General features: G+C 68.7%; 13 protein-coding genes. 11 read left to right on the top strand and 2 right to left on the bottom strand.

What is annotated here, in order from left to right:
- Positions 1-370: 370 nt before the first annotated feature.
- Positions 371-811 carry a SufE family protein gene (locus tag AAG688_RS10595; RefSeq protein ID WP_411832238.1) on the bottom strand — a complete coding sequence of 147 codons (441 nt, stop codon included), beginning with the start codon at positions 809-811 and terminating at the stop codon, positions 371-373.
- Between the two features lie 62 nt (positions 812-873).
- Complete coding sequence (gene cysS, locus AAG688_RS10590; protein ID WP_411832237.1) at positions 874-2,244, bottom strand: cysteine--tRNA ligase; 1,371 nt, start codon at positions 2,242-2,244, stop codon at positions 874-876.
- 110 nt (positions 2,245-2,354) lie between these two features.
- Here cysS and AAG688_RS10585 point away from each other — a divergent pair, with 110 nt between their 5' ends.
- From AAG688_RS10585 to AAG688_RS10535, 11 genes are all read left to right on the top strand, one after another.
- Complete coding sequence (locus AAG688_RS10585) at positions 2,355-2,843, top strand: hypothetical protein (protein WP_411832236.1); 489 nt, start codon at positions 2,355-2,357, stop codon at positions 2,841-2,843.
- Positions 2,844-3,137: 294 nt separating this feature from the next.
- A complete protein-coding gene (locus AAG688_RS10580; protein WP_411832235.1) occupies positions 3,138-4,163 on the top strand; it encodes an N-acetylornithine carbamoyltransferase in 1,026 nt (341 codons plus the stop codon).
- Between the two features lie 59 nt (positions 4,164-4,222).
- Positions 4,223-5,458 carry an argininosuccinate synthase gene (locus AAG688_RS10575; RefSeq protein ID WP_411832234.1) on the top strand — a complete coding sequence of 412 codons (1,236 nt, stop codon included), beginning with the start codon at positions 4,223-4,225 and terminating at the stop codon, positions 5,456-5,458.
- Positions 5,459-5,615: 157 nt separating this feature from the next.
- Entirely contained in the window at positions 5,616-6,716 is a 1,101-nt protein-coding gene (locus AAG688_RS10570; protein WP_411832233.1) for an acetylornithine deacetylase, read from the top strand.
- A 101-nt stretch (positions 6,717-6,817) separates the two neighbouring features.
- Positions 6,818-8,134: an acetylglutamate kinase gene (locus AAG688_RS10565; protein ID WP_411832232.1), complete on the top strand. Its 1,317-nt coding sequence runs from the start codon at positions 6,818-6,820 to the stop codon at positions 8,132-8,134.
- A 3-nt stretch (positions 8,135-8,137) separates the two neighbouring features.
- Positions 8,138-8,758, top strand: a complete 621-nt coding sequence (locus AAG688_RS10560) for a GNAT family N-acetyltransferase (protein WP_411832231.1) — start codon at positions 8,138-8,140, stop codon at positions 8,756-8,758.
- Positions 8,755-9,702 carry an N-acetyl-gamma-glutamyl-phosphate reductase gene (argC, locus tag AAG688_RS10555; RefSeq protein WP_411832230.1) on the top strand — a complete coding sequence of 316 codons (948 nt, stop codon included), beginning with the start codon at positions 8,755-8,757 and terminating at the stop codon, positions 9,700-9,702. The genes AAG688_RS10560 and argC overlap by 4 nt, the downstream gene beginning before the upstream one ends.
- 129 nt (positions 9,703-9,831) lie before the next feature.
- On the top strand, positions 9,832-11,127 hold the full coding sequence (gene argH / locus AAG688_RS10550; RefSeq protein WP_411832229.1) for an argininosuccinate lyase: 1,296 nt from the start codon (positions 9,832-9,834) through the stop codon (positions 11,125-11,127).
- Positions 11,128-11,232: 105 nt separating this feature from the next.
- Positions 11,233-11,487, top strand: coding sequence for a YciI family protein (locus AAG688_RS10545; RefSeq protein ID WP_411832228.1), 255 nt, complete (start codon positions 11,233-11,235; stop codon positions 11,485-11,487).
- A 7-nt stretch (positions 11,488-11,494) separates the two neighbouring features.
- Positions 11,495-12,640, top strand: coding sequence for a glutamate 5-kinase (proB, locus tag AAG688_RS10540; protein ID WP_411832227.1), 1,146 nt, complete (start codon positions 11,495-11,497; stop codon positions 12,638-12,640).
- 130 nt (positions 12,641-12,770) lie between these two features.
- Positions 12,771-14,036 (top strand): glutamate-5-semialdehyde dehydrogenase, encoded by a 1,266-nt coding sequence (locus tag AAG688_RS10535; RefSeq protein WP_411832226.1) that lies wholly within the window; start codon positions 12,771-12,773, stop codon positions 14,034-14,036.
- The last annotated feature ends 188 nt before the right edge of the window (positions 14,037-14,224 follow it).

Raw genomic sequence — 14,224 nt, 5'->3', positions numbered from 1 at the left:
CAACGGCATCCATCGAACGCGCAGCCCCAAGCTGCGCGTTCTTCATTCTGGATGCCGCCACGCCTCTTGGGCTATGATGATGCGACAGGCCCGCCATTCCTCGGCAACCCAGCACGACACAGTGCGATGCTGCTTCCCCTCCCGACGCTCTTATGTGGCTCCTAGCCCGCGAAGCCGCAGTGCTGCAAAGCGGCCCCGAAAAGAGCTAACCTACTGTCCCACATACGGTTTCAAGCCCTTCGTGATTTACACGAAAGACTTGACACCGGCACTTTTTTGTGGGCGGGATTGGGGATTGTGGATTCGGGATGGGAAATGATTCGCGCTTGGCTATTGCCAATCCCGAATCCCCAATCCCAATCCCGGCCTTTCACTTCAGCGACGATTGCGCGGTATCGCGGATGAAGGCCAGCAGCGCGGCCAGGCCGTTGCTGCGGGTCGGCGACAGGTGCCTGGCCAGGCCGATGCCGGCGATGTAGTCCGGTTCGGTGGCAAGGATCTCGGCCGCCGGGCGGCCCGAGTAGACCCGCAGCGCCAGGTGGATCAGCCCGGAGACGATCGCCGAATCGCTCACGGCGTGGAAATCCAGCCGCCGCGCATCGCCCTGCGGCACGATCCACACCAGCGACTGGCAGCCGTGCAGGCGGTGTTCCTCGGTCTTCCATTCCTCCGGGAACGGCGGCAGCTTGCGGCCCAGGTCGATCAGGTACTGGTAGCGCTCGGACCAGTCGCCGAAGAAGGCGAACTCGTCCTTGATCGCCTGCTGGGCCTCGGCGGCGGTGGGTTCGAGCGGGAAGATCGTGTCGGTCATCGGGTATCGGCCGGGTCCGGCGGTTCGAGCCCGTCTCCCGTGGAGAGGGGCCGGGGAAGGAATCAGGCGCGCTTCCAGCGCACGCCCTGCGGCGTGTCTTCCAGCAGGATGCCCTCGGCGGCCAGCTGATCGCGGAGGGCGTCGGCGCGGGCGAAGTCGCGCGCCCGCTTGGCCGCGGCGCGCTCGTCCACCAGCGACTGGATGCGCGCGTCGTCGTCGCCGGAGGCGCCGCGCGAGAACCACGCGGCCGGATCCTGCTGCAGCAGGCCCAGCGCCAGGCCGGCGCCGAGCAGTTCGCCCTTCAGGCGCGATTTTTCCTGCGCGTCGGTGGCCTTGCGCGCTTCGCCGGCCAGCCGTGCGATCTCGGCCAGCGCCTGCGGGGTGTTGAGATCGTCGTCCAGCGCGTCCTCGATGGTCTGCGGGATGACCGCGTCGGCCTCGACCCCGGCCAGGTCGCGCAGCGTGCCGTACAGCCGCTCCAGCGTGCGCACCGACTGCTCGACCAGCGCATCGGACCAGTCCAGCGGCTGCCGGTAGTGCGCCGACAGCAGCGCGTAGCGCAGCGCCTCGGGCGGATGCGCGCGGACCAGGTCGTGCACCTTCTCGATGTTGCCCAGCGACTTGCTCATCTTGGCGCCGCCGAAGTTGAGCATGCCGTTGTGCAGCCAGAAACGCGCGAACCGGGCGCCGCCGTGGGCGCATTCGCTCTGCGCGATCTCGTTCTCGTGGTGCGGGAACTGCAGGTCCACGCCGCCGGCGTGGATGTCGATGGTCGGGCCCAGGTGGGCGGCGGCCATCGCCGAGCATTCGATGTGCCAGCCCGGGCGGCCCACGCCCCACGGTGAGTCCCAGCCGGGCAGGTCCGGCGTGGACGGCTTCCACAGCACGAAGTCGCCCGGGTCGCGCTTGTACGGGGCGACCTCGACCCGCGCGCCGGCCAGCATCTCCTCCGGATCCCGGCGCGAGAGCCTGCCGTAGCCGTCGAAGGTGTTCACCGCGAACAGCACGTGGCCCTGCGCCGCATAGGCGTGGCCGCCGGCGATCAGCCGCTCGATCATCGCGACGATGTGCGGGATGTGCGCGGTGGCGGCCGGCTCGATGTCCGGCGGCGCCACGCCCAGCGCGGCCATGTCCTCGCGGTAGGCGGCGGCGAAGCGGTCGGTGATCGCCGAGATCGGCACGCCCTGCTCGGCGGCGGCGGCGTTGATCTTGTCGTCCACGTCGGTGATGTTGCGGGCATAGCGCAGGCGACCGTAGCGCCGGCGCAGCAGCGCGGCCAGCACGCCGAACACCACCGGCCCGCGCGCGTTGCCGATGTGGACGTAGTTGTAGACTGTGGGGCCGCACACGTACATCGTGGGGCCGGCCGCCGGATCGAGCGGTTCGAACGCCTCGACCCGGCGGGTGAGGTTGTTGTGCAGGCGCAGGGTCATGGGCAGGGGAGGGCCGAAAACCCGTCGATTCTACAACCACGCGCCGGTGTTCAGCCCCACTCAAGCAACGCGGCCTTAACTTGTCAGGCGGGAATCCAGTCTCCGGAATCATGTCTCCAGCCCGTTTTTCATCCCTGCTGCTGGCCGTGGCGATGTCCACGCCGGCATTTGCCCAGGAACGCGTCGTGCAGGCGGAGAACGTGCGTCTGGACTACGCGCAGGTGCTCAACGTCGAGCCGGTCTACCAGACCCTGCGCGCCAGCCGCACCGAGCAGCAGTGCGAGGAGATTCCCGCCCCGCCGCGCCCGGTCGAGAAGAAGGAAGAGAGCGTCTGGACGCGGATGGTCGGTTCGGTCAAGGGCGTCTTCAGCCGCGACGAGGAAAAGCGCGAGTCCAGCCCGGAGCCGGTGCGGTTGAACTGCCGCACGGTGCCGGTGGAGCGGGAGTTCCGCCGGCCCATCGCCTACGACGTCGACTACGTCTACAAGGGCGTCAAGTACCGCTCGCGGCTGGCCGAGGATCCGGGCAACCGCCTGCGCATCCGCATCTCGGTCATGCCCTACGTCCCGGAGCAGATCCCGGTGGCCAGCGGCCAGTAGCCGGTGGCCTGCGATTGGCGCGCTTGCGCCGCACCGCAGCACGTGCGAGGATGCACGCCCATGAAGATGAACGCACACGCCCACGCCGACAGCGCGGCCCGACTGGCCTCGGGCATGACCTCGCGTGCGCGTCGACCGGAATCCTGCACCTAGCTGGGTCCCCCGGACGTCTTCGCCTGTCTCACCGGAAACCCAGCCCCCAGGCTGGGTTTTTTTGTTTTCGCCGTACGCGTTTCCTTTCGCAAGAGCCCGGCATACCGGCCGGGATCCCAAACCCACGGAACCCACGAAGCCATGAAGCACTTCTTGAACACGCAGGACTGGAGCCGCGCCGACCTCGATGCCCTGCTGACGCAGGCCGCGCTGTACAAGCAACACAGGCTGGGCGACGCGCTGAAGGGCAGGTCGATCGCGCTGGTGTTCTTCAACCCGTCCATGCGCACCCGCACCAGCTTCGAGCTGGGCGCGTTCCAGCTCGGCGGCCACGCGGTGGTGCTGCAGCCGGGCAAGGACGCCTGGCCGATCGAGTTCGACCTGGGCACGGTGATGGACGGCGACACCGAGGAGCACATCGCCGAGGTGGCCAGGGTACTGGGCCGCTACGTGGATCTGATCGGCGTGCGTGCGTTCCCGAAGTTCGTCGACTGGGCCTACGACCGCCAGGACCTCGTGCTGAAGTCGTTCGCGAAGTATTCGCCGGTGCCGGTCATCAACATGGAGACCATCACCCATCCCTGCCAGGAATTGGCGCACGCGCTGGCGCTGCAGGAGCACTTCGGCACGCAGGACCTGCGCGGCAAGAAGTACGTGCTGACCTGGACCTACCACCCCAAGCCGCTGAACACCGCGGTGGCCAACTCCGCGCTGACCATCGCCACCCGCCTCGGGATGGACGTGACCCTGCTGTGCCCGACCCCGGACTACGTGCTGGACGAGCGCTACATGGGCTGGGCGGAAGCCAACGTCGCCGAGAGCGGCGGCTCGCTGACCGTCAGCCACGACATCGATGGCGCCTACGCCGGCGCCGACGTGGTCTACGCCAAGAGCTGGGGCGCGCTGCCGTTCTTCGGCAACTGGGAACCGGAAAAGCCCATCCGCGAGCAGTTCAAGCATTTCATCGTCGACGAGCGGAAGATGGCGCTGACCAACAACGGCGTCTTCAGCCATTGCCTGCCGCTGCGCCGCAACGTCAAGGCGACCGACGCGGTGATGGATTCGCCGAATTGCATCGCCATCGAAGAGGCGGAGAACCGGCTGCACGTGCAGAAGGCGGTGATGGCGCAGCTTGCTTCGCAAGCGGGAATAGGGAGTAGGGAATAGGGAATCGGAATAGCAAGAGCCAGCACACCTCTTATCTACGAGTCAGCAAGGAAAACATCATGAGCGCCGCTTCCACCATTCCCGATTCCCGATTCCCGATTCCCGGTTCCAAGGACATCGTCCTAGCCTTCTCCGGCGGCCTCGACACCAGCTTCTGCGTTCCCTACCTGAAGGAACAGGGCTGGAACGTGCACACCGTGTTCGCCGACACCGGCGGCGTCGATGCCGAGGAGCGCGAGTTCATCGAGCAGCGCGCCGCCGAGCTGGGCGTGGCCAGCCACGTCACCGTCGAGGGCGGCCCCGCGATCTGGGACGGCTTCGTCAAGCCGTTCGTGTGGGCGGGCGAGGGCTACCAGGGCCAGTACCCGCTGCTGGTGTCCGACCGCTACCTGATCGTCGACGCCGCGCTCAAGCGCGCCGCCGAGCTGGGCACCAACGCCATCGCCCACGGCTGCACCGGCATGGGCAACGACCAGGTGCGCTTCGACCTGGCGGTCAAGGCGCAGGGCGACTACCGCATCGTCGCGCCGATCCGCGAAATCCAGAAAGAGCACACCCAGACCCGCGCCTACGAGCAGCAGTACCTGGAGGCGCGCGGCTTCGAGGTGCGCGCCAAGCAGAAGAGCTACACCATCAACGAGAACCTGCTCGGCGTGACCATGTCCGGCGGCGAGATCGACAAGTGGGAAGCGCCGGGCGACGGCGCGCGCGGCTGGTGCGCCCCGCGCAGCGCCTGGCCGGCCGAGCCGCTGGGGGCCACGCTGAAGTTCGTCGAGGGCGAGGCGGTCGAGCTGGACGGCAAGCCGATGGAGGGCGCGAAAATCCTCGCGCGCCTGAACACCATGTTCGCCCAGTACGGCGTCGGCCGCGGCGTCTATACCGGCGACACCGTGATCGGCCTGAAGGGCCGCATCGTGTTCGAGGCGCCGGGCCTGGCCGCGCTGCTGGCCGCGCACCGCGCGCTGGAGGAGGCGGTGCTGAGCAAGCAGCAGAACCGCTTCAAGCCCGAGGTGGCGCGCAAGTGGGTGGAGCTGGTGTACGAGGGCTTCTTCCACGATCCGCTGAAGACCGACCTGGAGGCGTTCCTGAAGTCCTCGCAAGGCAAGGTCAACGGCGAGGTAACGCTGGAGACCCGCGGTGGCCGCGTCGACGCGGTGGCGGTGAAGTCGCCGCACCTCCTGAACGCCAAGGGCGCGACCTACGCGCAATCGGCCGACTGGGGCGTGGAGGAGGCGGAAGGCTTCATCAAGCTGTTCGGAATGAGCAGCACGCTGTGGGCTGAAGTGAACCGCTGAGCGTTTTTTCCTTCTCCCGCTTGCGGGAGAAGGTGGCGCGCAGCGCCGGATGAGGGAAAGCGCGTCATTCGGGCTTGGCTGCCAACGGCCTGCCCCCATCCGCCCTCCGGGCACCTTCCCCCGCAAGCGGGGGAAGGGAACTTAGATCGACACGACCATGACTCCATTGCTCGAATCCACGCTGACGCACCTCGAAAGGCTGGTGTCCCACGACACCCGCAACCCGCCGCGTGCAATCACCCCCGGCGGGATCTTCGACTACCTGCGCGCCAACCTGCCCGGGTTCGACGTGCAGGTGATCGATCACGGCGCCGGCGCGGTCAGCCTGTACGCGGTGCGCGGCAAGCCCAGGTACCTGTTCAACGTGCACCTGGACACGGTGCCGGACTCGCCGCACTGGAGCGCCGATCCGCACGTCATGCGCCGGCTGGACGATCGCGTGGTCGGCCTGGGCGTGTGCGACATCAAGGGCGCGGCGGCGGCGCTGGTGGCCGCGGCCAACGCCGGCGATGGCGACGCCGCGTTCCTCTTCAGCAGCGACGAGGAAGCCAACGACCCGCGCTGCATCGCCGCCTTCCTGGCGCGCGGGGCGCAGCCGTACGAGGCGATCCTGGTCGCCGAGCCGACGATGGGCGAGGCGGTGCTGGCGCATCGCGGCATCTCCTCGGTGCTGATGAGGTTCAAGGGCCGCGCCGGCCACGCCTCCGGCCAGCAGGACGCCGCCGCCAGCGCGCTGCACCAGGCAGTGCGCTGGGGCGATCGCGCGCTGGACCACGTTCAGTCGCTGGCGCACGCGCGCTTCGGCGGGCTGACCGGGCTGCGCTTCAACATCGGCCGCATCGAGGGCGGGATCAAGGCCAACATGATCGCGCCGGAGGCCGAGCTGCGCTTCGGTTTCCGTCCGCTGCCGTCGATGGACATCGACGGGTTGCTGGCGACCTTCGCCGGGTTCGCCGAGCCGGCCGCGGCGCACTTCGAGGAAACCTTCCGCGGGCCCAGCCTGCCGTCCGGCGACGTCGCCCGCGCCGAGGAAAGGCGGCTGGCCGCGCGCGACGTGGCCGACGCGCTGGGCCTGCCGATCGGCAGCGCGGTGGATTTCTGGACCGAGGCCTCGCTGTTCTCGGCAGGCGGTTACACCGCGCTGGTCTACGGCCCGGGTGACATCGCCCAGGCGCACACCGCCGACGAGTGGGTGTCGCTGGAGCAGTTGCAGCGCTACGCCGAATCGGTCCACCGCATCATCAACGGCAGCCGATGAAGCCATCCCCGCCTGTGGGAGCGACGTGAGTCGCGACAAGCTTTCCCGATAGATCCCGGTCGCGACTCACGTCGCTCCCACAACAACCATCCATACCTTCCATGCAATCGCAGAAACAGACCCGCCAGACCATCATCCGCCTGCTCTCCAGCATGGCCAGCGCCAAGGAGATCTCGCAGTACGTCAAGCGCTTCTCGCAGCTGGACGCCAAGCGCTTCGCCGTGGTCAAGGTCGGCGGCGCGGTGCTGCGCGACGATCTCGAGTCGCTGACCTCCTCGCTGACCTTCCTGCAGGAGGTCGGCCTGACCCCGATCGTCGTGCATGGCGCCGGCCCGCAGCTCGACGAGGAGATGGCCGCCGCCGGCATCGCCAAGCAGACGGTCGACGGCCTGCGCGTGACCACGCCGGAGGTGCTGGCGATCGTGCGCAAGGTGTTCCTGCAGCAGAACCTGGTGCTGGTCGAGGCCTTGCAGCAGGTCGGCGCGCGCGCGACCTCGATCGTGTCGGGCGTGTTCGAGGCGCAGTTCAAGGACCAGGCCACCTACGGGCTGGTCGGCGACGTCACCGGCATCAACCTGGCGCCGATCGAGGCCAGCCTGAAGGCCGGTTCGATCCCGGTCATCGCCAGCCTGGGCGAGACCGCCGGCGGTCAGATCCTCAACATCAACGCCGACTTCGCCGCCAACGAGCTGGTGCAGGTGCTGCAGCCGTACAAGATCATCTTCCTGACCGGCACCGGCGGCCTGCTCGACGCGGAAGGGCGCCTGATCGACTCGATCAACCTGTCCACCGAGTACGACGAGCTGATGGCGCAGCCGTGGATCAACGGCGGCATGCGGGTGAAGATCGAGCAGATCAAGGACCTGCTGGACAAGCTGCCGCTGACCTCGTCGGTGTCGATTACCAAGCCGGCCGAACTGGCCAAGGAACTGTTCACCCACAAGGGCTCCGGCACGCTGGTGCGCAGGGGCGAGCGGGTGCTGCGCTTCGACTCCTGGCAGGGCGTGGACCTGGAGCGACTGCGCACGCTGATCGATTCCAGCTTCGGCCGCCGGCTGCTGCCGGACTATTTCGAGCGCACCGTGCCGTACCGCGTCTACATCAGCGAGAACTACCGCACCGCGCTGATCCTGACCCGCGAGGAGGGCTTCGCCTACCTGGACAAGTTCGCGGTGCTCGACGACGCGCAGGGCGAGGGCCTGGGCCGGGCGGTCTGGCACGTGATGCGCGAGGAGAACCCACAGCTGTTCTGGCGCTCGCGCCACAACAACGCGGTCAACATCTTCTACTACGCCGAGTCCGACGGCTGCTACAAGCAGGAGAAGTGGAAGGTGTTCTGGTACGGCATCGACGGCTTCGCCGACATCGAGCGCTGCGTGGCCCATTGCCGCACGCGGCCGGCGACGCTGGAGGGCTGAGCGATGGCGAGCCTTTCCCCGCCTGCATGGCGCGAGGTTCCGACGCTGGCCGGCGATCACGTGCGGCTGGAACCGCTGGCGCCGCACCACGCCGAGGGCGTGGGCGCCGCGCTGGCCGGCGACGCGCTGGCGCGGTTGGCCTATGCCAACGTGCCGTCTGCGGCCGACGCGGACGCCTACGTCGCCGCCGCGCTGGAAGCGCGCGACGCCGGCCAGTGCCTGCCGTTCGCCGTGTTCGACGCGCAGGGCGTTCTGGTCGGCAGCACGCGCCTCTACGACCTGCACCCGGAAGTGCCGCGCGCCAGCATCGGCTACACCTGGTACGCGCCGCGCGTGCAGCGCACCGGCGTCAACACCGAGGCCAAGCTGCTGCTGCTCGGCCACGCGTTCGATTCGCTCGGCTGCATCAGCGTGTTGTTCGAGACCAGCACGCTCAACGAGCGCTCGCGCGCGGCCATCGCGCGCCTGGGCGCGCGACAGGAGGGCATCGTGCGCAACCACAAGCGGCACGGCGACGGCACGCCGCGCGATACCGTCATCTTTTCCATCATCGACAGCGAGTGGCAGGACGTGAAGCGCGGCCTGCAGGACAAGCTGGCAAGGCACGGGCAGGTTTCACCATGAGCAGGAAGACCGTCGGCATCGTCGGCGCGCGCGGCCACACCGGCGCCGAACTCATCAGGCTGATCGCGCGCCATCCGCAACTGGAGCTGGCGTTCGTTTCCTCGCGCGAGCTGGACGGCAAGCCGGTCAGCGGGCAGATCGCCGAATTCGCCGGCGACCTGCGCTACCAGAACCTTGAGCACGAACAGGTCGGCGGCAAGGGCGTCGACGCGGTGATCCTGGCGCTGCCCAACGGCAAGGCGGCCGGACTGGTGGCCGCGATCGACGCGCAGGCGCCCGATACGGTGGTGGTGGACCTGTCGGCCGACCATCGCTTCGACGAACGCTGGTACTACGGCCTGCCGGAACTGACCCGCGAGCGCTACGCGGGCCAGAAGCGCATCAGCAATCCCGGCTGCTACGCCACCGCGATGCAGCTGGCGATCGCGCCGCTGCTGGACCGGCTGGCGGGGCCGCCGCAATGCTTCGGCGTGTCCGGCTATTCCGGTGCGGGCACCACGCCGTCCGACAAGAACAACGTCGAGCTGCTGCGCGACAACCTGATGCCGTACGCGCTGGTCGATCACATGCACGAGCGCGAGGTCTCGCGCCAGCTCGGCATCCCGGTCGAGTTCATGCCGCACGTGGCGCCGCATTTCCGCGGCATCACCATGACCGTCAACCTGTGGCTGCAACAACCGGCCAAGGTGGAGGCGATACGCGAGCTGTATCGCCAGCGCTACGCCGGCGAGCCGCTGATCCGCGTCACCGACGACGCGCCGTGGGTCAGCCGCATCGCCGGCCGCCACGGCGTGGAGATCGGCGGTTTCACCGTCGCCCCGGGCGGCAAGCGGGTGGTGCTGGTGGCGACGCTGGACAACCTGCTCAAGGGCGCGGCGACGCAGGCGATGCAGAACCTCAATCTGGCGTTTGCCCTGGATGAATTCCTCGGGATTCCGCTTTGATGTCGTTTCTTCTTTCCCCTTGAGGGAAAGACCGGGATGGGGGGGTGTCGTCCGCGGTGTCCCGTCGAACACCATCCCCACCCAACCCTCCCCTTGAAGGGGAGGGCTTAGAACCAGGAGATTTCATCAATGTCCGACCTGCTTTGGCAAAAACCCGGCGTCGCGGTCGATGCGCAGATCCAGCGCTTCCTCGCCGGCGACGACGTGATCCTGGATCGCGAGTTCTTCCTGCACGACATCGCCGCCAGCAAGGCGCATGCGGAAGGCTTGCAGCGCATCGGCATCCTGTCGGCCGACGAACTGGACGGGCTGCTGCGCGAACTGGACGCGCTGGCGGAGGATTTCCGCGCCGGTGGCTTCGTGCTGGACGAAAGCTACGAGGACGGCCATTCGGCCATCGAGGCGCGGCTGACCGAACGCCTGGGCGATGCCGGCCGCAAGATCCACACCGGCCGCAGCCGCAACGACCAGATCCTGGTCGCCACCCGGCTGTGGCTGAAGGAGAAGCTGGGGCGCGTGTCGGCGCTGTCGCGCCAGATCGCCCGCGTCGCGCTGGATCGCGCGCAGGCCGAGCGCGATCTGCCGCTGCCCGGCTACACCCACATCCAGCGCGCCGTGGTGTCCTCGGCCGGCATGTGGTGGGCCGGCTGGGCCGAAGCCTTCATCGACAACGCCGTGCGCGCGGCCGACACGCTGGCGCTGGTCGACGCCAATCCGCTCGGCACCGCCGCCGGCTACGGCGTCAACCTCGGGCTGGATCGCGACCACACCACCGCCGCGCTCGGCTTCGCGCGCATGCAGGTCTCGCCGATCTACGCGCAACTCTCGCGCGGCAAGTTCGAACTGGCCGCGCTGGAGGCGCTGGGCGGCGCGACCCTGGACCTGCGCCGCATCGCCTGGGACCTGTCGCTGTTCACCAGCGCCGAGTTCGGCTTCGTCGCGCTGCCGGCGCAGTACACCACCGGCAGCTCGATCATGCCGAACAAGCGCAATCCCGACGTGATCGAGCTGATGCGCGCCACCCACGCCAGCGTTGCCGCCGCGCGCACCGAGATCGAGCAGCTGCTGTCGCTGCCGTCCGGCTACCACCGCGATCTGCAGGCCAGCAAGGGCGCGATCTTCCACGGCTTCGGCCGCGGGCTGGCGGCGCTGGAGCTGCTGCCGGCGCTGCTGTCCAACCTGGACTGGCGCGAGGACCGGCTGCGCGCGGCGATCGACTCGGGCATGTACGCCACCGACGTGGCGGTCGAGGCCGCGCTGGCCGGCGTGCCGTTCCGCGAGGCCTACAAGGCCGCCGCCGCATCGGCCGACAGTGCAGGGCAGGGCCGCACGCCGGAAGGCAGCCTGGCCGCGCGCGTGTCGCCGGGGGCGGCCGCAGACCTGCGGCTGGAGACATTGCGCGAACGCTGGAATGCGCTGCAATAGACCTCCAAACCTGTGGGAGCGACGTAAGTCGCGACAGGTCATCGGTAAAGCCTCATCGCGACTTACGTCGCTCCCACAAGAAAACCGAAGAGGTGGATACGGAACATGAAGCGATACCTGGTACTGGCGATGCGCAAGCCGAGCTTCGATGAGGCGGTCATCGCGCCGCACGTCGTGTTCCTCGACGAATTGCGCAAAGCGGGCAAGCTGGAGATGACCGGCGGCTTCAGCGACGGCTCCGGCGGCGCCTATCTGCTCAATGCCGATAGCCTGGCCGAGGCGCAGGCCATCGTCGCCGCCGATCCGCTGGCGGTTTCCGGCTCTTCCACGGTCACCGTGCACGAATGGAACACGCGCTGAGCGCCGCATGAGCCAGGCCACCATTTCCGCTTTCTCCGCACAGGCGCTGCCGGACTGGCGACGTGCCGTGCTCAAGGTGGGCAGCAGCCTGCTGGCCGACGGACAGGGGTTGAGCCCGCGTCACGCGCTGAACCTGGCGCAGTTCGTCTCGGCCAGCCAGGCGGCCGGGCGCGAGGTGGTCATCGTGTCCTCCGGCGCGGTCGCCGCCGGTCGCGCGCTGTTGCACCGCAAGCCGGCCGAGGGCGCGCCGATGGCCGAGCGGCAGGCGCTGGCCGCGCTCGGGCAGGCGCAGCTGATCGGCCTGTGGCAGCGCTTCTTCGATCGCCCGGTCGCGCAGGTATTGCTGACCCACGACGACCTGCGCAACCGCCGCCGCTACCTCAACGCGCGTGCCACCCTGCGCGAACTGCTTTCGCTGGGCGCGCTGCCGGTAATCAACGAGAACGACACCGTCTCGGTGGACGAGCTCAAGCTCGGCGACAACGACAACCTCGCCGCCGTGGTCGCCGCGCTGATCGATGCCGATGCGCTGTTCATCGCCACCGACATCGACGGCTTCCATTCGGCCAACCCGCGCACGCATCCCGACGCCCGGCCCATCGACGAGGTCGAGGCGCTGACGCCGGAATTCTTTGCGATGGCCGGCGGCGCCGGCAGCGGCGTCGGCACCGGCGGCATGCACACCAAGTTGGAAGCCGCGGCCAAGGCGGCGGCGGCCGGCGTGGAGACCTTCCTGTTCAACGGCACCCGCGCCGACACCATCGCCGCGCTGGCGCAGGGCACCCTGCGCGGCACCCGCTTCCGCCCCGCGCAGAACCGGCTGGCCGCGCGCAAGCACTGGCTGCGCAGCGCGCCGGTGGAAAGCGGCGGCATCGTCGTCGATGCCGGCGCGGCCGATGCGCTGGCCGGCCGGGGCGCCTCGCTGCTGCCGGGCGGGGTGGTCGCGGCCGAGGGCGACTTCCGCCGCGGCGACATGGTCGAGGTGCTGTCGCGCGACGCGCGGGGCGACCACCGCATCGCCCGCGGCATCGTGCAGTACTCGGCGGTGGACATCCGCCGCATCGCCCGCCGCCACTCGCGCGAGATCGAAGGCATACTCGGCTACAGCTACGGCGAGAACGTCATCCACCGCGACGACCTGGTGGTGCTGTAGCGGAAAAGAACCAACAACCGGACCGTGGGAGCGACGCCAGTCGCGACGCTTTTCATTAGATGCCCAGTCGCGACTGACGTCGCTCCCACAATGGTTTGCAAATGAATCGTCGGATACGGGAATGGAAAGGATGACGGATATCAAGCAACAGGCCCTGCAATGCCGCGACGCCGCCCAGGTCATCGCGCAGCTGCCTGCCGCCGACAAGGACGCCCTGCTGCGCGCGATGGCCGACGCGCTGGAGGCCGATGCCGAATCCATCCTGCGGGCCAATGCGCGCGACCTGGACGCCGCGCGTGCCAAGGGCATCGCCGGCGCGCTGCTGGATCGGCTGACCCTGGACGGCAAGCGCCTGCGCGGCATCGCCGACGCGCTGCGCGAGGTCGCGCGGCTGCCGGATCCGGTCGGGCAGGTGACCCGCAGCGAGGTGCGGCCCAACGGCATCCGGGTCGAGCGCGTACGCGTGCCGCTGGGCGTGATCGCGATGATCTACGAGGCCCGTCCCAACGTCACCGCCGACGCGGCCGCGCTGTGCATCAAGGCCGGCAACGGCGTGATCCTGCGCGGTGGTTCGGAAGCGCTGCATTCCAACACCGCCATCGCCACCGCGCTGCGCCGGGCGCTGCGCGAGGCCGGGTTGCCGGAAGCGGCGCTGACCCTGATCACCGATCCGGACCGTCAGGCGATGATCGAACTGCTGCAACTGTCGGACATCGTCGATCTGGCGATTCCGCGCGGCGGCGAGGGCCTGATCCGCTTCGTCGCCGAGCACGCGCGCGTGCCGGTGATCAAGCACTACAAGGGCGTATGCCACCTGTTCGTCGACGCCAGCGCGGATCCGGAACTGGCCCTGCGCCTGCTGCTCGACGGCAAGGCTTCGCGGCCCGGCGTGTGCAATGCGCTGGAAACGCTGCTGGTGCACCACGCCATCGCCGCGGATTTCCTGCCGAAGGCCGGCGCCGCGCTGCGCGCGCGCGGCGTCGAGTTGCGCGCCGACGCGAGGGCGCTGCCGCTGCTGGGCGTCGAGGCGCGGCCGGCCACCGAGGACGACTACGCCGCCGAGTTCCTCGACCTGATCCTGGCCGTGCGCGTGGTGGACGACCTGGAACAGGCCATCGAGCACATCCGCCGGCACGGCTCCGATCACACCGAGGTCATCGTCACCGGCGATGACGGCAACGCCGCGCGCTTCGTCCACGCATTGCGCTCGGCGGTGGTGATGGTCAACGCCTCCTCGCGCTTTTCCGACGGCGGCGAACTGGGCCTGGGCGCCGAGATCGGCATCTCCACCACCCGTTTGCACAGCTATGGCCCGATGGGCGCCGAATCGCTGACCGTCGAGCGCTTCGTCGTCCACGGCGAAGGGCAGGTGCGGCATCCGGACCTGCTGGCGTGAACGCCTGAATCTCTTCGAGTCCATTCCCCTGCCTGCAGCGCCCCTCGTAGAGCGGAGCTTGCTCCGCTGCCCTCGGCTCCGGAGCCCGGCATAGCCGAGCAAGCTCGGCTCTACATCGGCGATACCTCGCGGCTTGCCGCGAGGTATCTCAATGAAATGTTAGGCATAGCCGAGCAAGCTCGACCCTA

This window comes from Pseudoxanthomonas mexicana (assembly GCF_046736355.1).
In the GTDB taxonomy this organism is placed as follows: Bacteria; Pseudomonadota; Gammaproteobacteria; order Xanthomonadales; family Xanthomonadaceae; genus Pseudoxanthomonas_A; species Pseudoxanthomonas_A mexicana_B.
This window is presented reverse-complemented; position numbering and strand designations above follow the sequence as displayed.

Coding starts and splice junctions, on each gene's coding strand:
- AAG688_RS10595 (WP_411832238.1), bottom strand. CDS start 811: ATGACCGACACGATCTTCCCGCTCGAACCCACCGCCGCCGAGGCCCAG.
- cysS (WP_411832237.1), bottom strand. CDS start 2,244: ATGACCCTGCGCCTGCACAACAACCTCACCCGCCGGGTCGAGGCGTTC.
- AAG688_RS10585 (WP_411832236.1), top strand. CDS start 2,355: ATGTCTCCAGCCCGTTTTTCATCCCTGCTGCTGGCCGTGGCGATGTCC.
- AAG688_RS10580 (WP_411832235.1), top strand. CDS start 3,138: ATGAAGCACTTCTTGAACACGCAGGACTGGAGCCGCGCCGACCTCGAT.
- AAG688_RS10575 (WP_411832234.1), top strand. CDS start 4,223: ATGAGCGCCGCTTCCACCATTCCCGATTCCCGATTCCCGATTCCCGGT.
- AAG688_RS10570 (WP_411832233.1), top strand. CDS start 5,616: ATGACTCCATTGCTCGAATCCACGCTGACGCACCTCGAAAGGCTGGTG.
- AAG688_RS10565 (WP_411832232.1), top strand. CDS start 6,818: ATGCAATCGCAGAAACAGACCCGCCAGACCATCATCCGCCTGCTCTCC.
- AAG688_RS10560 (WP_411832231.1), top strand. CDS start 8,138: ATGGCGAGCCTTTCCCCGCCTGCATGGCGCGAGGTTCCGACGCTGGCC.
- argC (WP_411832230.1), top strand. CDS start 8,755: ATGAGCAGGAAGACCGTCGGCATCGTCGGCGCGCGCGGCCACACCGGC.
- argH (WP_411832229.1), top strand. CDS start 9,832: ATGTCCGACCTGCTTTGGCAAAAACCCGGCGTCGCGGTCGATGCGCAG.
- AAG688_RS10545 (WP_411832228.1), top strand. CDS start 11,233: ATGAAGCGATACCTGGTACTGGCGATGCGCAAGCCGAGCTTCGATGAG.
- proB (WP_411832227.1), top strand. CDS start 11,495: ATGAGCCAGGCCACCATTTCCGCTTTCTCCGCACAGGCGCTGCCGGAC.
- AAG688_RS10535 (WP_411832226.1), top strand. CDS start 12,771: ATGACGGATATCAAGCAACAGGCCCTGCAATGCCGCGACGCCGCCCAG.